This window comes from Paenibacillus sp. FSL W8-0187 (assembly GCF_037969755.1).
In the GTDB taxonomy this organism is placed as follows: domain Bacteria; phylum Bacillota; class Bacilli; order Paenibacillales; family Paenibacillaceae; genus Paenibacillus_AQ.
This window is the reverse complement of the sequence record NZ_CP150206.1, coordinates 3,452,105-3,476,258: the sequence shown is the minus strand read 5'-3', so window position 1 is coordinate 3,476,258 and position 24,154 is coordinate 3,452,105. Positions and strand designations below refer to the sequence as shown.

Below are 24,154 nucleotides of genomic sequence, written 5' to 3'. Positions count from 1 at the left end.
CCCCACATTGCATAAATCCAGCATGTTCCTATCGCGAACATGCTGATACTTATCATTACCACGCTGAATACCTTTACCCTTTTGAAGATAAGGTACCTTCTAAAAATGTAAGAATCAAACCAGCAAGTTCTTCTGCATGTGTCAGCGTAACCATATGGTCAGCCCCCTCAATTACTTCGAAACGGATGTCTTGAACACGCTTGAACTGTTCCGCAATTCGTTGCATATCCTCCCATTCGACCGTTCCCTGAATAAACAGCGTCCTTGCAACAAGCTCCTCCAACCGCTCGATGACTGGCGGCATCGGCCATACAACCTCAAAGCTCTTCCACTCACTAAACACTCTTGTCATATACAGCGTATGCATCTCGCGCAAAAAATCCCGTTCAGCGCTGGACATCGTCACACGATAATTTGGACCGCTCAACGATTGTTCAACCAGACGGTTAACATCTGGTGCGCATGCATTTACTTGGGCCATCCAATCGATGAATGGCTGAGAGTGCTCGAATCCGGTTAGCGATGGTGCGATTAATACTAAATGGTCAACCCTGGAAGGGTAAGTCAAGGCAAAATCCGTAACTGCCTGCCCTCCCATAGAATGACCGACAAGCGAAGCGCTGTCAATTTCCAGATGATCAAGCAATGCTCGCAGGTCTTCAACCAAGCTGGTTGGTTTTTGCGGCGCTGGAGATTTTCCCGTTCCCCGACCATCATACGTGATGACTTGATGGCTCCGAGCTAAATGCGGAGCAATATACTTCCATTCTCTTGAGTCTACACCTGGACTGTGTACCAACACAACAGGTGTCCCAATGCCTTGAGTTTGATAAGCTAAATCCATTTGAAAACTCCTCTCTCCAATGAATGATTATCCAGATTATGATTCTAATATAATTTAAGACTGAACGTCCGGTCAATAGAAAATCGTAATGAAACAAAATCAAAACAAAAAAAGCCGCCAATGGCGACTTCTTAAACATGTGATAACCCTAGCGAGAATTGATGAGGAAAGCCCGGTTGACCCTTGAACATCAGGACACCCTCACTGACTAAACTCCAGATTCTGTACATGATGAAGGAATAACTTATATGTTGCTTTGAGATTTCCAATGTTTTAGTCACGACTTCTCCAGCGTTAACCATATCACCAGGATTGTGTTTATCTAGCAGCTCCATGACCGATTTAACAATAACCTCGTCCAGTCTATCCTCCCTCTTCCCAGAGTCGAAGCACATAATCCTGTCCTGCCAGCTCCAACCATTCTGATTCATATCGCTGCCTTAGATCAGAATTCAGAGGGATCCCCTCAATCTCTGACCGAACACTCTATCTTCATGCTCACCATTCGTTGAATCGTGTATCGCTTTATTCAGCAACTGACCAAGTAAAAGCCAACGTTCTCTTTCTCCAAACCTGCTTAATTTCTCAAAGAGTTTATCGATTACGATCCCTCCCAAACTTTCAGCTTATCCATATTAAAAAAAACAAGAAGCTCATCACTTCTTGTTTTCATCACAGCTGCCACGCTTCGATGCAGCCTCCAATACCGACTGGATCGTTTGCTCCTCCAAGTATCGATTCAATTGCCGTTCGGCACCGTCCATCACCTGTTTGACCAGGCATACGCACTCACGGGGACGGTCCTCTTGTTTCTCGGCAGCCTTCTCCTCGGTCAGCAAACGGTGCTGCCGCGAATTCATATTTGAGCATTCAAAGAGCTGCTGTCTTCCTTCAATTACCTGTATCACTTCAAGGAATGTAATCTGCTCAGCCTGCTTGGCCAGCTCGTAGCCTCCGTTCACTCCCGGCACTGCTCGCACGATTCCATCCTGTCTCAGCTTGGACATGATTTTGGATAAATAGCTTTCCGAAACGCCCAGCGTCGCAGATAACTCCTTGATTCCGATGTTCTGGTCACGCTCCGAATGAGCCAAATGGATTAAGGCGTGCAGAGCGTAATCAACGCTTTTGGAAAACTGTATGACGGTTCCCTCCTTTAATTCGAATCACATGGACCTGTGATATCCATTATATTAATTCGGATTCTTTTTTGCAATGAATCCACGTTTCAGGATGAAGCATGGTTGAATTTACCTACTATTGCTTTGTGAAGAACCTACCTTTTTTATTTTTTAAAAAAGCCGCCGAAATGGCGACTCCGCAAGCAAATTATATTATAGCCTTCAAAGATTACATCCTTCATGAATCAGTCAGTATGACTTCCTTGTTCTTGTAATTGATCACGAACTTCTGTCAGTGCAAAACCAAGCAGATTCTTTCCGCGCCATTTCATGGGATTGTCAGCGTTCGGATCGTCCTTCGCCAAGCCGATTCCCCATATCCGATCTACAGGACTGGCTTCAACCAAAATCCGATTTTTCGTTGTGCTTATATACAACCTTAATTCCTGGTTCTGCTCGAACTTAGCCAAATTCCCGCGCTTCACAATGTCATAGCAATGGTGCTCCCAAACCTCGTTATCAAAGGATTGGACAGCACGACCGAATGCTTTCATCTCTTTGGGATGTTTAGCCTTCATAATCGCTTCCAGCATCTTATGATCGCCGAACAACCGTGCTTTTTCTGCCATCATGTATTGCTCAGTACAGTTATAAGATACGCCATCTATCAGGAAGGTGCATTTCCACCACTGACTGAAGCAGCTGTTACTAACGCTGCCGTCGGCTGGAGGCGTATGACCCCAGAAGAACAGAAACTTTCGCTTTCCCCCGGCCAAATAGGCCTTTTGTAAATCTTGGATGTTGTATATCAAGTGAACACCTCCTGATTCTATTGATGAGACAGTCCAAAAGACTATTTCAGCGTGTTGCTATTCGGAGGCTCATACATGCCCGATGTGTCCTTGAACCATTCGAAAATATGGGACACGCAAACCTTGAGTACCGCATAGCCAGGAACAGCTAACAGAATGCCAACCACACCGAACAGATTACCGGCCGTCAGTATGACGAAGATAATCGTAATGGGGTGAATCTTAAGCGTTTTGCCCATGATTTGCGGTGAGATGAATTTCCCTTCGATTAATTGCACGATCGTCCATACCGCAACCATCTTCAGCAGCATGACCGGAGAAGTGACCAGAGCCACAATCAGCGCTGGCGTAATCGCAATTGCGGGTCCCAGATAGGGCACCACGCTGGTGAACGATGCAATAATCGCCAGAATCAACGCGTAATCCAGACCGATGATCATATAACCGATATAGAGCAGAATCCCAATACAGAAGCTCACAATAATCTGCCCGCGGATAAAGGAACTGATCTGATGATTGATATCCTGAAGTACATGCAAAATTCCGGAACGACTCTTCGTCGGCAGGAAAGACAATATTTTCTGAGGGAGCTTTTTACCATCTTTCAGCATATAAAACAGCACAAAAGGTACGGTCACGATCGACAACACAATCTCCGTAAAAGCACCCAGGAACCCGCCCACTCTGCTCCACGTATGGTTCAGAATTTCCGTTGCTTTCTGCGTGACGGTTGTCCACCACTCTTGGGAATTAATGTTCATGGTTTCTTGGATCTGATTATACAACTCGCTGCCCGTTAGATCTTCAAACTGCTGTCTAACCTTCTCGCTATATGTCGGGAAATTGTCAATCAGTCCCATAATCTGGTTGCGCAGCACCGGAATGACCGCGAGCACCACAATCGTTAGAATACCGGCAATAACCAGATATAGGATCAGGATGGACCATCCGCGCTTGATTTTCCTTTTCTCCATGAAATCCACCAGGGGGTTCAGCAAATAATAGAGGATCCCTGATAAAATGATCGGCAAAACGATTGTCTTGACTAACACGGCGAGCGGATGCAGCACAAACGAAATCTTGCTTATAACCAACACGTTGAGTCCAACCAGCAACAGAACAAGCAAAATAAGCACAAACTTATTGTTCAGGAAAAAGCGCTTGAACCGATCCGGCCAAATACGGGGTTGCTCCATACATGTCCTCCCTTACTTATGTATACATATTCAAGATTTAAAGCTGAGCATCGATTCACGACACCTAAAAAATCCGCCAAAATGACGCCATCCTCATTCTTTTAACTATAATGTTTGAACGGGGCACATGTCCAGTTTACCAAGTACGAACTAGAAGATATGTTCAGGTATTCACGAATATTAATAGAACAAGCCCGCATGTCATAAAGACACGCAGGCTGAAGCTGTTCAGTGTTGATATATTACAAGTACCGAGAAATAATGCGCACCAATTTTGCTGGCAGCTCATTCAGGTTAGTAATATCCAAAAACCTCTCGACACCATAGATCTGACTAATGACATCCTTGTCTTGACCGATGGCTGCCGCCAGAAATTTGACTCCTTTTCTTTCGTATTCAGATAGAGTCTGCTGCATGTCCTGAATGGCCAGACTTCCGGTATAGTCTTCCATGGCTTTTGGCTGCCCGTCGCTGATGCTGATCAACAGCTTGGTTTGCTTCGGTGAAGCTGCTAACCGTTCCGCCATAATTCTTAAAGCCATACCATCCCGATTATTACTTCTGGCTCGGATCCCCATCAACCTGAACCGATCGCGAACATCCGGTTGATCGTAATCGGCATATGCGAAGATGGACATTTGTTCCAAACGGGAAACATCCGCAGTATCCCCATAAATTAAAACAGGAATATGGCAAATTTGACAGAATTCATAGACAGCAATGACCGCCCGCTTGGCCGCCTCCAGTCTACCGAAAGCAGCCATCGATGCGGATTCATCCACCCTCAAACCGACCACAAGACCAGGGGATTCCGTCGGAGGACGCTTCTTGGCAAAATACTTGAAATCGCGATAGGCCACGCTGTCAGCCTGAAATTTAGAACCATAGTAATGGTTTTTGGCATTTTCCGCGGTGATCTCATGCTCCAATAGCGGCAGCGTCTGTCTGGCGATTTCCCGCACGATGGGCATAAGCCCCTTACTCAGACTCCAATATTCCTCCTGCTGGATCGGGTCATATTCAGGACGGTGAACGATCAGCTTAACAGACTGATGAATCGAATCGGACACGATGGATCTGGAAACTTGATTCAGCTTTTTGCGGAAGTTCCGCTCCTTCTGTTTCTCCTCTTCCGTCATGGGTTCGGGATTGGCCTGGTGAAATTGCGGTGATCCGTCTTCACCCGAATCCGCACTCTCCATATCCGTTGATTCATCCGAAGGAATGGATGTGCTACCTTCGCTTTCAGCGGACTTTTTTAACCGGATCCCTTCTTCCCTAGCTTGCCCATCAGGAATGGAATCCAGCTCAATATCGCTGTCCCAGGTCGTGATCTCCACTGCCTCTGCATTTCGTTTATTATTCATTTCAAGTGGAACTTCCTCTAACATATCCATTAAGCCTTCGCCTTCCAGCGCATCTTCCAGCAGTTTGATCTCTTCCGAATCGGTTGTTATCTTGTAGATTACTTTATGATAAAGGGATTCCCTCGCAGAAGCACCTTGAGCAACGGCATCCACCCAATAGAAATAGGAACGCATGCCGGCCACGCCTTTTATGGCATTAGCTCGGGCTGTTTTATCCAATAGGATAATGACTCTTGCCAGTACGTCTAGCATTTCATCGTTCCGATAACCGGTTTTGGCCATTGCCCGCTCCATCATGATCTCTTTGGTCGGCAGGTCCATCTTCTCCGTGTGCTGAACCCGGTCACGCAATGCCTCGTTAAGCGGTCTCGATCCCGCATAACTGCGGTTTGCCGTGATCACCGCTATGAAATCCGGATGCCGGTGCACGATCTCCGTTGGGAGATTAAGGCTGCCGCTCGGCTCCAATGCGGAATTCAATGCCATCAATACGCCAGCATCCCGAATCACGTTCGGTTCCTGTATTTCCAGCAGATAGCCCTTTTGAAAAGCTCTGACGATCTCGGAAGCGTAAAATCGATACTCTACAGTTCCATCCTGAGCGTTATTCGCGGCCAGCTTCAATAATTGCTTCATCTTCGCGGCAGCCATCTCTCGTGTAATCTCTAGTGCCTCCATTAAAGTCTCCGTCGAGCTTCGAAAGCCGTCGCTTTCGTATAATGCTCTCAAGGCCGCTTGGTCCGCAGCTTCCAACTGCTTCATTCGATCCGATGAAATAACCGGTAAAATGGCGCCAAGGATATCCGATTTATCCATATCGGCAAAACAAGTTACTTTGGTATAGGGTAGCCTGAAGTTTGCGGATAACGCCTTGGCGAGCTGCGTTTTTCCGGAGCCGGCATCTCCCTCCAATAGAATGTTGGCGATTTTCATCTCGCCGCGATGCCAATTACGCTTAATTTCATTCGTGATTCGGCGTTCTTCCTCGCTTACTTTATGCGTTAATGGTTTTTTCCAGACAAGACTCTGTTCCTCCTCAGTTAATACTCTCTCAGGAGACAGCACGTTAGATGCAAAGTCATTCTGGTCTTTCATGACCGCTCACCTCCAAACTCTCGTTAACACTAAACGCAAGAAAAGTTTCGTAACTCCACGTTCGGCGACTTTCTCATCGCGCATAACCCAATTCTTCTAACATTCTCGTTAAAGTGCGCAGACGTTCTCCAATCATCTCACCGTTATCGCTCAATGCCTCGTTGAACAGCTTGATATCCTCCTGAATCTGTTCATTATCCGTACAAACAGCCACCGTCATGGCGTTCCCCTGCAATCCGATCCGGTTGATCACAGGATGTTGTGGATCATATAAATGTTCATATCTATAGGCTTCGCTAAAATGGGTCAGGGCACTGCAAATGAGAATGGACAAATCTAGAATTCGATGGATGGGGATCTCATCAGATGAACTGGTCTCTTTTTCCTCTTCAGCTCTCCATATCTTGGCAGCAATATGCGCCCTACCATCCTCGTTCTGCTCGGTCAATCCCAAAGATAGAGCTCCTACGTCTGTCTTAGATGCAAATCGTCCATCCACTTTCCCATAGTTATCCGACACAATCACGGGTTTATGATTTGTTGAAGCAGGTATTTTCATGGTTCCTCCTCTTTATTAAAAAGCAAACAAATTATACTTTGATCTATTTATATAATAGATAATTTTTACATTGTTGTAAAGTATGATTTGCCAAGCTTCAAGCAAATACCGCTCTGGAAAGGAATATTTTCACACAGAGGCCGATTCATCGATGCCAGAACAAACGAAAGGCTGCCGCTCTATTACCGCGACAGCCTTTGTACAGCTGAGGTACTCCAATGAACTTCCTACTCCAGATTAAACGCTGCTTCAAGCTCGCGAATCCGGTCGTCATCGATATGGATGACATTGCCGAGCGTTCTTGCCGACAGAATGGACTTGGCGCTGTACTCGGCAACTTCCAATCGGTCAAACGCGTTAAGCAAACTCTGACCGGCAACAATGACACAATTATTATTCACGATGGCAATCGGCGTATTCGCTTTAAACAGCGAAGCGGTACGCTCAGGCTCGTTGTAAACCGCATGAAAGGGAAGCTTTGGCATTCCGCGAAGCAAGATATAACTCTCTGGAATCGTTCTTGAATCGAAAGCGGTATCGGTTACGGCAAATGCCATAATGTTGGGAGGATGCGCGATAATGACCGAATGGACATGCGGCTGCATTTTGTAGATCGCTTCATGCAGAAAGACAGACTTGCTTGGCTGTTTGCCAGCCTCAGCTTTGCCGTTCTCTATACGGACAAGGTCACCCGGTTCCAGATCGGTGCGGTCTTTACCGTAGGGTGTGATAACAAAATCATTTCCAATCAATCGATGGGAAAAGGTGCCCTGCGTGCTGGTGAACAAACCTTGTTTATACGCACGCCGCATTAGTGCGCACATATCGCGGCGAATTTCTTTTTCCTCCGACGTGCAGGTGTCGTAGATATACGTATCCAACTGCTGCGTGCTTTTGTTGCGGACGGTATCGTAATCCTCATCGGTCAGCAGGACGGGATTTCCGAGTCGACGCGCCTCGATCTCCAGCCGCGCACAGAAGTCCAGGGTTTCAAACCGGTTAAACGCTTGAGAAAGGTCCCCAGCTCCGACCACAACGCCATGGTTCTCCAGCATAACTGTGTCGATCCCGCGCTTGAAAACAGCCGCAATGTTCTCCCCGAGCTGCTCGCTTCCAGGCAGGGCGTAAGGCGCGATCCCGATCTCGCCACAAATCTGCCGTTCGTTCGGAAGCAGCCTGGTATCCGGAATGCGCCGGACAATGCTGAACGAAACCAGTGCGGGCGGATGGGCGTGAATGATCGCTTTCAAGTCCGGACGGGCTTGATAGATAAGCCTGTGAAACGGAAACTCGCTGGACGGCTTGTGAATTCCCAGGACCGTGCCGTTCTCCTTCACGCATACCATATCCATCCGGGTTAATGAGCCTTTATCCACCCCGGCCGGTGTGATCCAAATATCTCCGTTCTGGTCCTTGATCGACAGATTGCCCCCGGACGTGGTCGTCATGCCATGATTGTAAATACGATTGATAAATTGAAGGAGCTGATCTGCCGGATGCAAAAAATTCTGATTCATCCCTGCCACCGCCTTATCCGAATATTTTTGTTTAGTTTTGTTTGTTTTTATTATACTGTTTTTTCTATTGATATTCGAAAATAATTGTGGCAAAAACATAACAAGTAGAAAATTAGGATTCGTACCACCAGTTCTGCTCCAAGAAGTTCATGATTGGCGTACTAATACGAAAAGTCGCCATTTCAGGCGACTTTTTATCGTTTATGATCGAATGCCAATATCACGAAGCAGAATGGTTCCACGCTCGGTCAGGTTGAACTCAATACGAATCTTGCTCAACTGCTCTGGATTGAAATCCGGATTCATTTTGTAGAAATCACCTAACTGGAAATCATAGCTTTGAAAAACGGGTTCCGAGGTATTCCCTGCTTTAGAAAATGGCCATTTCAGCAGTTTACCTTCAATGACAGGTGGCAATTTGGATATATGGCTAAGGGGAAGACTTGCCTGATGGCCCTTCCTGTCTTCGACAGTAATCGTAAAATTGATAAGCTCTTTCGGGTCGCTGATTTCCTCTTTCCCACGGGCATCCGCCAGCGAAAATACGATGGAGCTTTCCTTCCCTGTTCTCACCCCATGGTCCGGCAAAGTAACCGTATAGGATGGGGGCCCAGGCGAGCCTTCCGAATTCCAACCGAGGTGAACGGCGCTGTATTCCGCTTCACCCATTTTGACCTTCACCTTTTCCTCCCTCCATTGCTGGAGGTTCTCGCCCATCAGGCTGCCGCCGGGAATTGTGGTGCTCTGCAAATCAACGTCTTCCTCATAATCCGCCAGTAAGATCGTTTGCGAATCGTAATAATTGCCGATGTACAGGGTATCGGGGAGCCATTCCTTGGCATAACCCAAATCTCTGAAAACCTCCCGGTATTGCCGTTGGTCCTTCAGCGTGGCATCCAGAAACGAAGATATGAACACTTTTGCGATGGTTTCCTGTTCATCCCGCGGCATAATTTGACGTAGATTAAACAGTTGGTTCCCCAAGCCTGCTACATCCCCTCTACCCCAGCCTCCGTTAAACTGGCCGTGGTTGGCTCCATAAATATAGACCAGCGATTTCATGTAATTTGTGCCCTTGGTATAACTAATCCGGTGATATTGATGGGCAGCACCCATGCTGTTAACATCCATATCATGAGCTCCATGCAAAGCCAGATAATTTACGTCTTGCAGCGGCAGGGGTTTACTTTGTGGCTTATATTGCCCGTCTGTTCCCGCAATGGAAATCAGGGAACGGATCGAAAAGTTATAATCAAACTTGATGTGGCCATGGTCCGGATGACGGCTGAGCTTGTTATAGGCTGCCGCGATCGCGACCGCTTCGCCGCCTCGGGAATGCCCGATGAGGGCGATTCGTTCCATATCGACCTTTTGATAAAACGGGTGGTCCGGTTCACTGTTCCAGCCTTTCCAGGTTTTCAAATGCTCCAGCAGCAGCAAGCCTCTTGCCGGATTCTCATGCTGCAGCGGGCTGACCAGAAAAAGATCTTCATAAGGGGAGAAATTAAGAAAATTTTCATCCACGGAGACGAAAAAATAACCTTTGCTCGCTATCAGTTTGCCCAGGTATTCATAACCCGGATCGGAATAATCATTCATTAAGTGATTACCATGTACGATCAAAACAAGCGGAAAGGCACCCTCCCCTTCGGGATACCACACTTTACCGTTTAACGGCAAGGCCTCTGGTCCAAATCCAAGCGACTTCGTACGCAAGGACGACCATTTCTCAACAAACTTGGACGCATCCACCGTTTGGGTGGTCAGGGATCCGCTCTGGTTAAACTCTTTCCTGTAATTGTCGGGGCTTCCGTATAACAGGCTTTTGACGGAATACTCGCCTTCTTCGGCAGGGTTTTTCATCGAGGCGCCATCATATCGGGTTGAAGTCTTCAGCTGTTTTAAGGTCACGTTCGGAGCGGCTTCATCCCCGGCCCGAATCAACCAGAAGCTGCCGGCGCCGATCACGACAGTGATCAGGGATAAACAGGCCAGGGCGCCGATCTTCCTAGTGTTGGACGCTTGCTTGTAGCTTCCCGTTGCAAATTTATAAACCAATGCACCAAACAAAGAAAAAACTACGGCAAACAACACGATGAAAACCACCGAGACTTCCAGCGGCCCTATGAAAGAGAATAAAAGCATGATAAGGGAGCACAGCAATATCCACATATAACGGCTTGGCAGTTTCTTGACTCCGTGCAGCAATAATGCAGCCAGGCCGCTTACAAGCGCTGCAGCTAAGACAAACATGAAGGTACCCACGATGAATTTACCGAAACCATGCCCCGTCAACAGATAATTGGCCTGGATCAGAACCAGGATAAAGGCGATGACGCCAAGGCCAAGTGACGCACCTTTCCATCCAGGGGATAACGGGCCCCGTCGCTTTCGGTTGGCCATGATTCTTCGAACAAAAGTAACATCCTTCTCTGTTTCTGTCTCTTTTTGTATTTCCAATCTCTCCAGTCCTCCTGTATCCCCATATCGTTATTAGTTCTACTTCTGATTATATCGGAGAATTCTTTCTCTACACTTTCCTGAACCTTTCAGTAATCTTACAAATGATCAGGCAGAAAAAGAACGAAGTTCGTATGCCCGTTCGTGATCAGCGTGATGTTACCCCCATGTTTTTCTACCACTTGTTTGGCAATGGCAAGACCCAGACCCGTACCCCCATCGCTTTTACGGGCTTGGTCTCCGCGGACAAAGGCATCAAAAATCGTTTCCTTCATAACATCCGGGATTCCGATGCCATCGTCCGAAACGTGGATTTCAACTCCTTTTCCCGTCGCTGCCAATTTCAATTCAACAGTTGTACCGGGCGGGTTGTATTGGATTGCGTTGGACAGGATATTAGAAACCGCCCTGTATAACCAGGTGGCGTCGAATGGGACGATGATCTCACAATCGGGAATATCGTACTTAAAATGAAACTTCTGTTCTTCGAACACCTCGTAATACTCAGCTGCAATTTCCCTTGTGAATTCTGAAATGTCGGATGCCTCAACAGCAAGAGGATAGTCGGGACTATCCAGCTTGGACAGCTCGAAGATACCGTCGATCAGCTCTGACATCAGACTGGCTTTGTCGGAAATCAAACGCAGGATTTTTTGCCTTTTCTCTTCCGAATCGACGAGCCCCACTTCCATCGCTTCGATATAACCCTGAATGGTCGTCATCGGTGTCTTCAGGTCATGGGAAATGTCGATCAGCATTCGCTGCTTGCTCTCCGCAAGCTCTCGCTTTTCCCTCTCCATCCGTTCAAGCCGCTCCGCCATAGCATTGAAATCGTCCTGAATTTCCGCAAGCTCATAACTCGCTTTAAAATTCAGTCTTTTGTGGTAGTGTCCGCTGGCGATGTTCCGTATGCCGTCCGCTATGGAGCTAAGCGGGGTGGTGAGCCGGGAAGCCGTCCATCTTCCGAAGACATAAACGGTAATTGCAAACAATGCGAGAAAGAGCAGCAGGGCTTGGAAGGCCATTTTATAAAATACTCTCTCATGCTGATCGCTGTCCATGCCTGGCACGGCTGTTGGACTGCCCATGACTCCAGCCTCCGTCTTGACCGGTCCGGTAGCCTCCATAAAATAATCCATGATCAACGCATTTAATACAAATAGCGAAAACACGGCAATAAGTGCAATCGTAACAAAGAAAAAAATATATTGGCGAATCAACGAACGCTGCAGACGATTAGGAGATTTCATGGCTGTAACTCATCTTTCTTCGCAAATCGGTATCCGAGCCCGCGAATGGTTTTGATATAAACAGGTTTCCTCGGACAAGCTTCGATTTTATCGCGCAGCCTGCTGATTTGGACCATGACGGCGTTATCGTCAGCCAGATAATGCTCGTCCCAGGCTTGTTCAAAAATTATCTTTTTCGTAAATACGCGCCCCGGTTCCCCCATGAACAGCTTCAATAATTTGTACTCAATAGCGCTGAGTGCAATCGGTGTTCCCTTGATGTACAGCATGCATTCGCGGTGATCCAGCAGCAAGTCCCCGACGCAGGTTTCGGATAACGTGGGAGCTTCCGACTCTGACGGCTCATTAAACTCATAAGAACGTCTTAACTGGGCCTGAATTCTCGCCATCACTTCGAGCGGGCTGAACGGTTTGGACACATAATCGTCTGCCCCCAGCTTGAGACCGGTTATTTTATCAAGTTCCTGATTTTTGGCCGAAATGAGAATGACTGGGATTTTATAATCCTGCCGCATCATGCGGAGCAACTGGAATCCGTCGATGAACGGAATCATGATATCGAAGAGTGCGAGATCCACGTGCTTGCTTCGCAGATGCTCTAGGGCTGCTTTCCCGTCAAAAGCCTCCAAAGTCCTATATCCTTCTGCCTCCAGATAAAGTTTAAGCATATCTATAATATCCGGATCATCATCGACCACAAGTATGGTTTTAGGCATAAAAAGCATCCTCCTTCAAGTAGTATATGGTTCTCCTTGGGAGGCTAATTTCCTTTTTTGCGTTGTTTCCGTAAGCATCGTTAAGCGCAAATAACCTCCTACCTGGATCGTCGGAGGTCATTTTATGATTGATTTTAGTGGCGTCCAACGAAACCATACAAGAGAAGCTGGTTAAGTTCAGCCATCTTATTTTTATAATTCCCGGATCTTGCCCAGGAAGCTTGGAGCGTCCCGACAACACTTAATAATTCCAAAAGGGTCTCCATAGAAACAGAAGAATGAATCGCCCCTTCCTTCTTCCCCAGCTCAATAAATTCCTGAATAAGCTCAGTTCTAATTTTATTGGTGTTTTCACTATATAAGCTCGCCAGCACCTGATCCTCAACTGCACCCGGTGTAGAAAGCAATTGATAGTCATGCTCAGCACAGATCTCCAGTACTTGGGATAGCTTGTCTTTAAACTCGATATTTTGCTTCAACAGCTCCTTGGCCATATGGATGGTATTTTGCATCAGAACGTTCGCACATTCAGTAACCACCCCTTCTTTGCTGCCGAAGTAGTTATACAGCGATACAGACGATACACCGGATTCTTCGGCAATGTCCTTGATGCTGACATGGATGAAGCCTTTTTCTTTAAAAAGCTTTAATGCGGCATGAATGATCGCATCCTTCTTTTGCTGCGTTCTTATCTCGAATTTATTCATCCGTTTTCACTCACTTCCCGTATTCGTCGCTACAAGTAGTTTACCATAAAAAGAGTAGTTTTTAAATTTCGGGGTCTATATTTAAAAACTTCTTGACAGTCCGGTCGATATCCATATAGAATCAAGCTGTAATTTTTAAATATTGCATCAATTATTTAAAAACTATACTGAAAACAAAAATAAGTGTTTGAGAAAAACAGTTTGATCAAATCGTTTAACCCTAATGGAGGAGTTACTATGAAAATATTGGTTTATGGCGCTGGGGTTCTGGGCAGTTATTTAGCCCACGAGCTGGTGCGTGGAGGTCACAACGTCTCGATGCTGGCCAGAGGACAACGAGCGGATGAGTTGGAAAAAAGCGGCAATGTCATTCGGCATTATTTTCAGTTCCAAACAACGGTTCATAACGTAAGGGTGATCCGGGAACTACAGCCAAACGATGTTTATGATCTTATTTTTGTTGTGATGAAATATCCGGATTTCGAAGCGGTACTGCCTGCGCTTGCAGCGAACCATAGCAGCCACATCGTAATAATGGGCAACAATGCGAGTCCTGGGGAAATGGAGGAGTATTTGCACACCCATAGTCCGGTAGCGAAAAAGGTTGCTTTCGCTTTTCAGTCGATCGCTGGCTGGAGAGAGAATGGCCGGGTCATTAGCGTGCGCGGACCAAGAACCAAAATCAATATCGGGGGTTTAGGCGAGGATCTGTCTTGGCGATCGGTGATCGACCAGGCTTTGGTTAACACCAAATATAAGTGGACATACCAGAACAATATGAATGAGTGGCTGAAAAGTCATTATGTCATGATCTTGGCATTGAATTCCATTGCTTCTACATATCACGGTAATTTGCGCAGAGCCGCAAAAGACAAAAAGCTTCTCAAGCTTGTTATCCATGCTGTAGATGAAGGGCATCAAGTGTTGGAGAAAAACGGATTTACGGTTACGCCTGCTGCTCAAAAGCAATTCGCCCGTGAAAAAAGGAAGCTGTTCTACATCCTGTTGAAAATAATGTTATCAACCCCGATTGGCAGAATCCTGCTGAGTGATAAGGCTGTGTCATCAAACGAGATGACTGCGTTACAGCAAGCTTTTGATCAATTGAAAATTCGCGCGAACATGGCGACACCCAATTGGGATGAGCTCCAACATTATTCCGCGCCTATTCAGAGATCATAGATGATGGCTTTATTGATCTATAGCTTAGCCTGGTAAGAAATATGTTCGCAAAAAAATCTCTGCTCAACCAACGAGCAGAGATTTTATGAACCTTCCGGCGGGCCTTAACTGAAGCTTCAATCTTCGATATTTTATGAGTGGAATCGGTTGTTTCCCTAACCGTTGTCTTTTTCATAGTGGAAAAACCTCTTTACGGATCGCTGGTGTTATCTAGTTGTACCGAGCATGTCCCTGTGTGACAAGTAAACCCGGTGCCCTCAGGATCTGCTGTTTCTTCCATAAACGAAATATAAAGTAACGGAGGACATGATCATCAATATCACTGAATAAACCAATGTCAACGCTTTGGTATCTGCTAGCGCCTGCGCATCCGTACTGTTCTTGATGACGATTCCTAACGGCTGGTACAAAGGATGATAGAGGAACACGGTAACGTCATAATCGGCCAAAATTCCGTTGAAATTCAAGGCAAGAACAGCTAGCGTCGACGGTAGAATGATCGGCAGCAATACTTTTCTGAATGTATAGAACGGTTTGGCACCCAAATTCCTTGCAGCGTCTTCCAGATTGCTGTCCAAGCTGAAGAAGGAGGCCTTGACCATTCGCAGGGTGAAAGGAATATGGACGATGACATAGGCAATCAGAAGCATCCAGACCGTGCCAACCAGCACCGTATTCCCGATCATCAGCTTCGGTGTGTTAAAGGTTACGATCAGTCCGATTGCAATCAGCGTGGACGGAAGAATCCACGGAATCAGCAATGCGTATTCGAGGGCAAGCGCCCACTTGTTCTTATATTTATGTAAGATCCTTGACGCGGCCAGCGCCAATGCGACGACAATGACCGAGGCTGCCGCGGCATATAGAATACTTACGAGATAAGGCCTGAATGCCGACATGGATGAAAACACTTGAATGTAATTATCCAACGTGAAGCTGTTCAAATTCAACGTGGCGGTCGAGATACTGGCCGCATCGGTGAAAGAAAAGATGATGATCAGCACAACCGGAACGATGTAGAGAACAAACAGGCCGTAAGCCAGAATATGAGCGGCTATGTTACCGGCTTTGCTGCGGATTTTTTGTTTGACCAGCTCCGATTTGACTTTGGAGACCGACATAAAGTTGCCCTTACGTTCGAACCGGATCATCACGGTCAACAACACCAGTGTGGCCACTCCGAGAATAAGAGCCAGCAGCGCAGCCAAGTCTCTTGACGTCATGCTTCTCGAGAATGTCAGAATCATTGGCGTAATCGTCTGGAATTCCTTGCCCCCGAGGATAAGCGGCGCGGACGTCGCAGCCAGGCCGGTAAGAAAAGTCAGGATCGTCAGCGCGTAGATCGTAGGCTTCAGGACCGGAAGTACGACCCGCCATAGGATATACCCAGTAGACGCCCCCATATTTCTCGCGGCTTCCACCGTTTGGAAGTCGATTTTGCGAATCGCATTGCTCAGGAACAGAAAGTGATTGGACGTGCAGGCGAACGTCATGACGAATAGAACCGCCCAATAGCCATGAAACCATGTCGTATCAAAAGAAGGGAACAATTGAACTAAGAGCTTGGTCATAAACCCCTCTTCGCCATAGACGAATTTATAGCCGGACACCAGCACGACTCCGCTATAAATCAGGGTCGTAAAGTAACCCAACCGCAAAATCTTCGCGCCTTTGATATCGAAATATTCCGAAATCAAAACCAGCGTAATGCCCACCACATTTACCGTAATGACAAGCGAAAAAGCGAGAATAAAGCTGTTGTATAAACTTCTCATCGCGCGTTCGGACGACAGCAGCTTCTCTGCCGCTTCCAGCGTAAATTTGCCGTCCTTAAAGAATATTTCGCCGTAAATATTCAAGTTCGGATAAATCAGGAAAGCAATGACAAACCAGACAATCAACCCGTATAAAAGGATCGAGAAAGGGTTTATGGAAGCCAGCCGGGTGCTCAGGTTCCGGGCTTTCATGCTTCCCCCTCCTTCATCGGATATTGCAAAATATCGCGGACCGGGAGGTAGATGTCCACATCGTCGCCGACCTCATGATGAACGAGCGGGCTTTCTATTTCGATGATTTTTAACCGTCCGCCGCCGGCAATCTCCAATACGTACTTGCTGTATAAACCGTAAAATTCCCGGTCTGCAATCTTGCCTTTCAGTTGGACCGTATCGATCCCCTGCAGGGGTTGCAGGCTTACCTTCTCATTGCGGATATAGGCGATATTCCCTGGCTGAACAATATCCTTTAACCGGCTGTTCTCTACCATCCGTGGATCGATCCGATTAATATCTCCTATGAAATTGCATACAAACTCGGTTTGAGATTGATTGTAAACTTCCATGGGCGTGCCCACTTGCTCCAGGACCCCATGATTGAATACGCCAATCCGGTCGGACAGCGTTAACGCTTCTTCCTGGTCGTGCGTGACATAAATCGTTGTGATCCCGAATTTCTTCTGCAATTGTTTCAGCTCATTGCGCAGCTGTACCCGCAGCTTGGCGTCCAAGTTGGATAAAGGCTCGTCCAGTACCAAGATGCTCGGCTTCAAAACCAGCGCCCTGGCAATCGCAACGCGCTGCTGCTGGCCGCCGGATAGTTCCGATACTTTCTTGAATAGCTGATCATCTTTCAGATCAACCTTCCGGGCAATGTCCTTTACCTTCTGGTCCACTTCCGCCTTGGAAAACTTCTTGACACGCAAGCCAAAAGCGATATTCTCGTACACATTCATCGTCGGAAACAGCGCATAGCTTTGAAATACCATCCCGATCTCTCTTTTTTCAATCGGCAAACGGGTAATGTCGGTGTCTTTCAGCAGGATCTGTCCGCTCGTAGGTATAATAAACCCGACCAGACTGCGGAGGGTCGTCGTCTTCCCGCAACCCGAGGGACCGAGGAACGTGAAGAATTCCCCTTCCCGAATATGCAAATTAAGGTTTTTGACCGCATGAAATTCTCCGAATTTAATGTCAACGTTCTGGAATGTAATCATATTATTATCTTCCTTTTTGTTGTACTTGAATGAACGGCTGCATATTGGCGTTCCAATATGCAGCCGGCTTGACTCCATTCCGTTATTTAGTGCATAATCTCCAACTCGATTTTCTCCGCCCACAGATCCATGTTTTCGGCAATAAAGGCCCAATCGAAATCTTGTGGTTTTAACGAAGTAAACAGCTCCTTGACGGAATCATTGGCTTGCTCGACCGCTTTTGTATTTGCCGGCATGGCATTGAACTCAGCCGCAAATTCTCCTTGAATTTCGCTGGATCCGAGCCATTCCACGAACCGCTCCGCCGTTGCCTGTTTCTTCGTTCCGTTCACGAGCGCTGCATGTTCCACGACCATCGGTACGCCGACTTCGGGACTGACAATGCCTGCTTTCACTTTATATTGCTCTTCCTTCTGCTGCAGGGTTCCGGAAACGAGCGCCCCTAGCGGCGTTTTCCCGCTGGCCAAATTGGCATAGAAGTCTTCGCCCTCGACTGCGCTGACGCCGTTGTCATACAATTGCTGAATTTCATTCCAGCCTTCCTCGGATATACCGAGATCACCATTCGGATCTTGGAAACGGGTCAGAATGCCCGCTACAATAAGACGAGGCGTATTTTGCCCAAGCAGGGTAGGAGCTTCGTACTTCCCTTTGTACGTATCGTTCTTATAAAGGTCGGTCCAGTCCTTTGGCGCGGTATCGGCCGTGAATTCGTTCGGGTTATACCCAAGCAAAATCGCTTGCTTCACAAGGCCATGATAGTAGCCTTCCGGATCGTTCAAGCCCTGCTCCACATCTCCGGCCCAGCTTGGAACAAACTTAGCCAGAACGTCTTCCTTTTTCAAATTCTCATAAAGCATATTGTTCAAGCCGTATACGACGTCCGCGATCGGGTTGTTCTTCTCGGCAATCAACCGGTTCGTTAAGTCGGCGCCGCCCGCTCCGACAATTTCGATGTCAAAGCCCGCACCTTTCGCTTTCTCAATCAGCCATTCGCCGCGGCCGTCAGAGTTCGCATTCGTATACACGATCAACTTTTCATTCTGGACCGGTTCCGTAGACGACGATTCCGACCCGGCCGGAGCCCCTGACTCCGAAGTGCCCGAGTTTGCATTGCCGGCATTGTTGCCGCCTCCGCAAGCCGATACAATCACACACATAATGAGAAGTAGCGCCATTGAAAGTTTTCTCATGATTCCCTTAACTCTCCTTTGATCGTGTCATTTTATTTGGTTTAAATGTTGATGATCAACCCGTCATATGCCGGCAAAATTCCGAATGGGCTGAAGATGCGGACAAAATCCTCATGAAGCAGCTTGGAATTATGGCTAAAATGTGTGACGACGATTTGGCCTTTAGGCTTCAGGATATTTTCTTTTTGGAACTCGCGCTGGACTTCCAGCACCGTCTCGACGCACATATGATTGCGGTCGCGGGAGTTCCCCGTATATCCATGCGTGCAGTCGAGGATGGCGCAATCCAGATTTTTGCCCTTTAACCATGCCCATGTCGCATCCGGGAACCAGCCCGAATCGTGCCCGTACAGCAGTTTTTTTCCTTCCTTTTCGATCACGTATAACAGACAGGTTTCCATGCGGTCATGATCCGCCAACAATGGCGTTACCGTTGCATCGCCCATAGCGAAGGTCTCAAACGGGCGCAACAGATGGAATTGATACCTTTGTCCTTCAAAGCGGCCGATGGCGGCACGCGTGTGATGCATCACCGTACCATTCCCATAAATGTGCATCGGATGCTGAAGGCCGTGCGCAATTCCTTCCCTGCGGCATTCCAAATCAACGGCATTGTAATGGTCCGAATGCGAATGCGTGACCAACAGGTGCTCGATTGCTCCCAGATCGATATTGTCCCGCAGCGCCTGCATATAGGAATCCGGGGAATAGTCAAACTTGATGACATCGTCCATGATGGCGGAAGTTCGCGTGCGGATATTTTTTCCCCCAAGCTCTCGCGCTTTGTTACAATGCTCGCAGCGGCAAAAGGCATTGGGAAAGCCCTCTGCGGCTGCAGTTCCTAGAAAGTGAATTTTCAAAGTTATGTCTCCTTGCCACTGTAGTGATCCATTTTACGTCCTGGACTGAACGGATTGTCGTTCTACAATCGATGTTTGAATTTTAATGGTGATTGGATTCTCGTTGGAGTTGCCAACGCGCTTCATCAGCAAATCAACGGCCGATCGGGCAAGTTTCTCGGTATCTTGTCGAACCGTCGTAAGCGGGGTCGGAATATATGCCGCTAACTGGATATCGGAGAACCCGACGATGGACAGCTTTTCAGGAACCGGAATACCCATTTGCAGTGCGGTGTGAATGGTCGAGATGGCGACATGGTCATCCCCGCACATGATGGCCGTCATCCGGGGGTTGTCCTGAATAAACCGCTCCTGTTCCGGATCGCACTCATTAATGCGGCTGGTATCGCAAGCGACGCTTCGAAAATGAATGTTCTGGATCTTCACCGGAATTTTATGGTCGAGCAGCGCTTGGATATAGCCTTGATACCGTTCCTTCCGGCTTGTGATATTGTCGATCGGATTCGAAGTGTATCCGACTTCCCGGTGCCCCTTCTCGATCAAATACTTCGTCATTTGATAAGAGCCCATATAGTGGTCGTGATACACGCAATCGATCTCCACTTCATGGAAAATACGATCGATGATCACCAGCGGCAGTTTGCGCAACTTTAGTCGCAGCACCTGATCGCTGCAGGTCTTCCGCCCCTGAGGAAACAGAATGATACCGGTGATCCCTCCTTCGGCCAGCCTTTCCAGACAAAGATCTTCATCGTCGCAGTCCTTCGTCATTTTTAAAATGAGGTCGCACCCGTGCTTTCGCACTTCAGCCTCGGCGGCGGCGATGATTCTGGAAGTGTAATCAGATAGATGGGGCATAATGAGTGCGATCTGTCCGAACGGCCTGTCCACACTCGGCGCCGCCTCGGTGACCTGGGGAGAAGTTCCTCCCTCGGCCATCAATCCTTCTAGCGGCTGGGCAAGAAAGGTCCCTCTTCGGGGCAGGCGGTACACCAGTCCCTGCTCTGCCAGCTTTTGAAGCGCCAGCTTGCTCGTCATTCGACTCACGCCGAACAGCTTGGCAAGCTCTCCTTCGGATGGAACAGGATCATGCGGCCGCAGCCTACGGCTCTGAATAATCTCGATTACCTGATCCGCCACCCGGTGATATAATTGATTCTGTTTAATCAAACGTACTTCTTTCATCAAATTATCCCTCTAATCGTTGAGTCGACTCGTAATCCGCAAGGGATCTAATTTAAACTTAATGAATGTCACTGACATATTCAATGATATATTTGTAAAAGCCTTGTAAATTCTATGTTAAATCTCAATGCTGCGGTCCTGAATCAAAAATTATATATCAGTGATATATTAATTCGCTTCATATGTTTGCTTTCAAGGTACCCTACACCATGCAAGCTATTGCCATTTCCCCGATCAACGAAAAAAAACCTGCCGGTTAGGTAGGTTTTTTAGAGCTTGATTCTATCGATTCAGGGTTAAGCTTCGTTAAATTACGCTATCAAACGTGAATCGGCCTCTTTAGAAACCGCCAAGAATACATATTTCACCTTCGTCTTTAACACCTGATTATCGACCAGAAAATCGAGCCTATGAAATACGCTACGAATCGAAAAATTGGTCTAAAATCACTTTTCTACAAAATAATTGCCGTCAAAAGAAAAAAGCCGCAAAAGATATGCGGCCATCCATGTCTATATGTACGTAAGCACCGTGATTTTCTATTGCTTGTTTTCTTTTGCATGTAGGCTTTCTTCAGCAACCTGCGCTAGCTCCTCAGCTTTGATACTAATCTCATGGATCGTTGTAGAGAATTCCTGAATCGCCCTTGACTGGGTATCGGTTAGGGTGTGGATATCGGAAAAAGCATGATTCAACCGCTGCAAAAATTCCTGAATATTCTTCGTGATACCATTAATCTGGTCCACATTCTCTTTGGAGCTTGTCGCCAGCTTCCGAATCTCATCGGCAACAACCGAGAAGCCCCTTCCGACTTCCCCCGCTCTCGCCGCTTCGATAGAAGCATTAAGGCCTAACATGTTGCTCTGATCCGAAATCTCCTTAACAACGCTGGAAATCTTCCCAATCTGCTGCGCACTGGAGCTGACGTCCGTCATTTGGTTCGTTACGTCGGTCACACGTTCGGTTAGGTGAGCAATCGATTGACTGATATCTCCAATGGATGCGGTGGTCTGTTCGACAATTGCCGAAAAACTCTCGGCCATCTCAAACAGCGCATTCGCTTTTTCGAGACTTGTCCCCATGCCTACGCCGCCGATAACCCTACCCTGATGATCGTGCAGTGGGATCGCGCGCGCAGCCAGCGGAAATCCAAACAGCTCTTTCGGAACGACAGCCGATAAAGCTGTATTATTCCGAATCGCATTGGTGACAATATCGCCCTCAACAAGCGGGTCCCCCGGGCTCACATTCAGCGAGAAGGTTTTGCCCGGAATATTAATGATAAGTTTCTCCGTATCATAAATGCCAATCGTGATATCATCATTCGTTAGACTTTTCAGCAATGGAGCTACCTTTACAAAGGCACTAATCAGCTCATGCTGTGTTTGCTCTTCAGTCACATTATTCATGCCTATCTCCCCCAACCCTTAATACGGGAATTTCCTTTGCCCGTAATGAACCGATATCCACTTCATGGTCGTAAATTCATCCAGGCTCCATTGCCCATTCAGACGCCCCAACCCCGACTGCTTCTCTCCGCCAAATGCTACAATGGGTTCGTCGTTAATTGTTACATCATTCACATGGATCATGCCTGTATGGACCTTCTTCGCCATTTCTACACCACGTTCAAGATTGGAGGTGTGAATAGCCCCGCTAAGGCCAAAACGTGTATCGTTGGCAATGGCAATGCCTTCCTCTTCCGTTTCGAATGGGATGATGCACACAACCGGGCCGAACAACTCCTCTTGTGCTACCTCCATATCCGGTTTGACATTGACAAGGACGGTAGGCTCCACCATTCTGCCGGTGATATTCCCTCGCACCAATGGAACTGCACCTTGCTCAATGCCCTTCTCAATCAGCTTCTGCAGTGTCTCTGCCTGCCGATGGTTGATGACGGGTCCGATAATGGTCTGTGGATCGCTCGGATCACCTGTTGTCAGGGTAGAAACCTTCTCTTTGTATTTATCTACAAACTCCTGATAGATCGACTTCTGTACAAGAATCCGGTTGGCCGACATACAGATCTGGCCTTGATGTGTGAATCTGCTGAATGTCGCCGCTTGTACCGCGTAATCGATATCAGCATCTTCCAGGATAATGAACGCGCTGTTCCCGCCGAGCTCAAGCAGCGGCTTCTTGAAGTGCTTGACGGCCAGTTGACCAATATGGCTTCCGACCTTAGTCGAACCTGTGAAAGAAATGATTCTCGGAATCGGATGCTCAACGAACGCATCGCCAATTTCCTTAATATCTGTCACCACAACATTCAACAAACCCTTCGGTACGCCCGCTTCTTCGAAAATCTTCCCGATCAGGGTTCCGCCCGTAATCGGCGAATCCTCATGTGGCTTCAGCACGACGCCATTGCCAGCACCCAATGCTGGGGCGACAGACTTCATGGACAAGAAGAAAGGAAAGTTAAATGGACTGATAACCCCAACCACGCCAGCCGGGATCCGATACAGGCGGTTCTCCTTGCCATCCTCTGTGGAAGGTAAAATCTTTCCCTCCATTCTAAGGGGGAACGTAGCCGCTTCCTTAATCATATTCTTCACAAGACCGATCTCGAACGCCGCCTTCAGACGTGTTCCGCCCAGCTCTTGAACAATAATGGAGGAAATGTCTTCCTCATGCGATTCAATATATTTAACGGCATTTTCAAGAATGTCTCGTTTCTGGTAAGCATTAACCTTGTCCCATTCCAGCTTAGCTTGATTGGCAGCCTGATATGCGTCATCAATGTCTGCAACGTTTGCGATTTGAAAAGCAGTAATGACCTCATCATTGTATGGATTGATGTCAGGCAGCGTTTTACCGCTCTTACCGTCTCGCCATTCCCCGGCTATGAATTGTTTTCCTAATTTCGAGTAATCCATATGAACCCTCCTGTGTCGAATAATTCCAACTGATCAATATAATTATCGACTAAAAACAGGTAATTGTTAAGTGAATTTTCTTTGACCTCTTCTCCCTCCTAGAGCAAGGGAGTCTATACGTTAAATAAGTGCAGAATAATAACGGGGGTGTCTCAAAAGATCTTAGATCTTCCGGGAGCCCCCCTTCTTGCTGCTAGAAGACGCTCCATGTACGAA

20 protein-coding genes are annotated in these 24,154 nt (G+C 47.3%); 1 reads left to right on the top strand and 19 read right to left on the bottom strand.

The window, feature by feature from the left end:
• Window positions 1-73 precede the first annotated feature (73 nt).
• The 12 genes from MKY48_RS15595 to MKY48_RS15540 all read right to left on the bottom strand — a co-directional run bounded on the left by MKY48_RS15595 (window position 74) and on the right by MKY48_RS15540 (window position 13,644).
• Window positions 74-844: an alpha/beta hydrolase gene (locus MKY48_RS15595; RefSeq protein WP_339293358.1), complete on the bottom strand. Its 771-nt coding sequence runs from the start codon at window positions 842-844 to the stop codon at window positions 74-76.
• Between the two features lie 131 nt (window positions 845-975).
• Window positions 976-1,179 (bottom strand): DUF3658 domain-containing protein, encoded by a 204-nt coding sequence (locus MKY48_RS15590; protein WP_339293513.1) that lies wholly within the window; start codon window positions 1,177-1,179, stop codon window positions 976-978.
• A gap of 321 nt (window positions 1,180-1,500) precedes the next feature.
• Window positions 1,501-1,986 carry an Rrf2 family transcriptional regulator gene (locus tag MKY48_RS15585; protein ID WP_339293512.1) on the bottom strand — a complete coding sequence of 162 codons (486 nt, stop codon included), beginning with the start codon at window positions 1,984-1,986 and terminating at the stop codon, window positions 1,501-1,503.
• A 224-nt stretch (window positions 1,987-2,210) separates the two neighbouring features.
• A complete protein-coding gene (locus MKY48_RS15580) occupies window positions 2,211-2,777 on the bottom strand; it encodes an NADAR family protein (RefSeq protein ID WP_339293357.1) in 567 nt (188 codons plus the stop codon).
• 41 nt (window positions 2,778-2,818) lie between these two features.
• Window positions 2,819-3,973 (bottom strand): AI-2E family transporter, encoded by a 1,155-nt coding sequence (locus MKY48_RS15575; RefSeq protein ID WP_339293356.1) that lies wholly within the window; start codon window positions 3,971-3,973, stop codon window positions 2,819-2,821.
• A gap of 242 nt (window positions 3,974-4,215) precedes the next feature.
• Complete coding sequence (locus MKY48_RS15570) at window positions 4,216-6,435, bottom strand: AAA family ATPase (protein WP_339293355.1); 2,220 nt, start codon at window positions 6,433-6,435, stop codon at window positions 4,216-4,218.
• A gap of 73 nt (window positions 6,436-6,508) precedes the next feature.
• Window positions 6,509-6,994: a DUF6530 family protein gene (locus MKY48_RS15565; protein WP_339293354.1), complete on the bottom strand. Its 486-nt coding sequence runs from the start codon at window positions 6,992-6,994 to the stop codon at window positions 6,509-6,511.
• Window positions 6,995-7,221: 227 nt separating this feature from the next.
• Complete coding sequence (locus MKY48_RS15560) at window positions 7,222-8,511, bottom strand: class II aldolase/adducin family protein (RefSeq protein WP_339293353.1); 1,290 nt, start codon at window positions 8,509-8,511, stop codon at window positions 7,222-7,224.
• A 201-nt stretch (window positions 8,512-8,712) separates the two neighbouring features.
• Complete coding sequence (bahA, locus tag MKY48_RS15555; RefSeq protein WP_339293352.1) at window positions 8,713-10,971, bottom strand: bacitracin amidohydrolase BahA; 2,259 nt, start codon at window positions 10,969-10,971, stop codon at window positions 8,713-8,715.
• A gap of 98 nt (window positions 10,972-11,069) precedes the next feature.
• Complete coding sequence (locus MKY48_RS15550) at window positions 11,070-12,221, bottom strand: HAMP domain-containing sensor histidine kinase (protein ID WP_339293351.1); 1,152 nt, start codon at window positions 12,219-12,221, stop codon at window positions 11,070-11,072.
• The gene (locus MKY48_RS15545) at window positions 12,218-12,937 is read right to left on the bottom strand and encodes a response regulator transcription factor (protein ID WP_339293350.1); all 720 of its coding nucleotides are present in this window, start codon (window positions 12,935-12,937) and stop codon (window positions 12,218-12,220) included. Before MKY48_RS15545 ends, MKY48_RS15550 begins: the two co-directional genes overlap by 4 nt.
• A gap of 134 nt (window positions 12,938-13,071) precedes the next feature.
• On the bottom strand, window positions 13,072-13,644 hold the full coding sequence (locus tag MKY48_RS15540) for a TetR/AcrR family transcriptional regulator (RefSeq protein WP_339293349.1): 573 nt from the start codon (window positions 13,642-13,644) through the stop codon (window positions 13,072-13,074).
• 237 nt (window positions 13,645-13,881) lie between these two features.
• Between MKY48_RS15540 and MKY48_RS15535 the strand changes: the two genes are divergently transcribed.
• Window positions 13,882-14,826 (top strand): 2-dehydropantoate 2-reductase N-terminal domain-containing protein, encoded by a 945-nt coding sequence (locus MKY48_RS15535; RefSeq protein WP_339273135.1) that lies wholly within the window; start codon window positions 13,882-13,884, stop codon window positions 14,824-14,826.
• A gap of 257 nt (window positions 14,827-15,083) precedes the next feature.
• Here the strand turns inward: MKY48_RS15535 and MKY48_RS15530 are convergent, their stop codons facing one another.
• The 7 genes from MKY48_RS15530 to MKY48_RS15500 all read right to left on the bottom strand — a co-directional run bounded on the left by MKY48_RS15530 (window position 15,084) and on the right by MKY48_RS15500 (window position 23,938).
• A complete protein-coding gene (locus MKY48_RS15530; protein WP_339273133.1) occupies window positions 15,084-16,793 on the bottom strand; it encodes an iron ABC transporter permease in 1,710 nt (569 codons plus the stop codon).
• Entirely contained in the window at window positions 16,790-17,818 is a 1,029-nt protein-coding gene (locus MKY48_RS15525) for an ABC transporter ATP-binding protein (protein ID WP_339273131.1), read from the bottom strand. The genes MKY48_RS15530 and MKY48_RS15525 overlap by 4 nt, the downstream gene beginning before the upstream one ends.
• A gap of 86 nt (window positions 17,819-17,904) precedes the next feature.
• Window positions 17,905-19,011 carry an extracellular solute-binding protein gene (locus MKY48_RS15520; protein ID WP_339273130.1) on the bottom strand — a complete coding sequence of 369 codons (1,107 nt, stop codon included), beginning with the start codon at window positions 19,009-19,011 and terminating at the stop codon, window positions 17,905-17,907.
• A 41-nt stretch (window positions 19,012-19,052) separates the two neighbouring features.
• The gene (locus MKY48_RS15515) at window positions 19,053-19,871 is read right to left on the bottom strand and encodes an MBL fold metallo-hydrolase (RefSeq protein WP_339273128.1); all 819 of its coding nucleotides are present in this window, start codon (window positions 19,869-19,871) and stop codon (window positions 19,053-19,055) included.
• A 33-nt stretch (window positions 19,872-19,904) separates the two neighbouring features.
• Window positions 19,905-21,056, bottom strand: coding sequence for a GntR family transcriptional regulator (locus MKY48_RS15510; protein WP_339273126.1), 1,152 nt, complete (start codon window positions 21,054-21,056; stop codon window positions 19,905-19,907).
• A gap of 539 nt (window positions 21,057-21,595) precedes the next feature.
• Window positions 21,596-22,465, bottom strand: a complete 870-nt coding sequence (locus tag MKY48_RS15505) for a methyl-accepting chemotaxis protein (RefSeq protein WP_339273125.1) — start codon at window positions 22,463-22,465, stop codon at window positions 21,596-21,598.
• 18 nt (window positions 22,466-22,483) lie between these two features.
• Window positions 22,484-23,938, bottom strand: coding sequence for an aldehyde dehydrogenase family protein (locus MKY48_RS15500; RefSeq protein ID WP_339273123.1), 1,455 nt, complete (start codon window positions 23,936-23,938; stop codon window positions 22,484-22,486).
• Window positions 23,939-24,154: the final 216 nt, after the last annotated feature.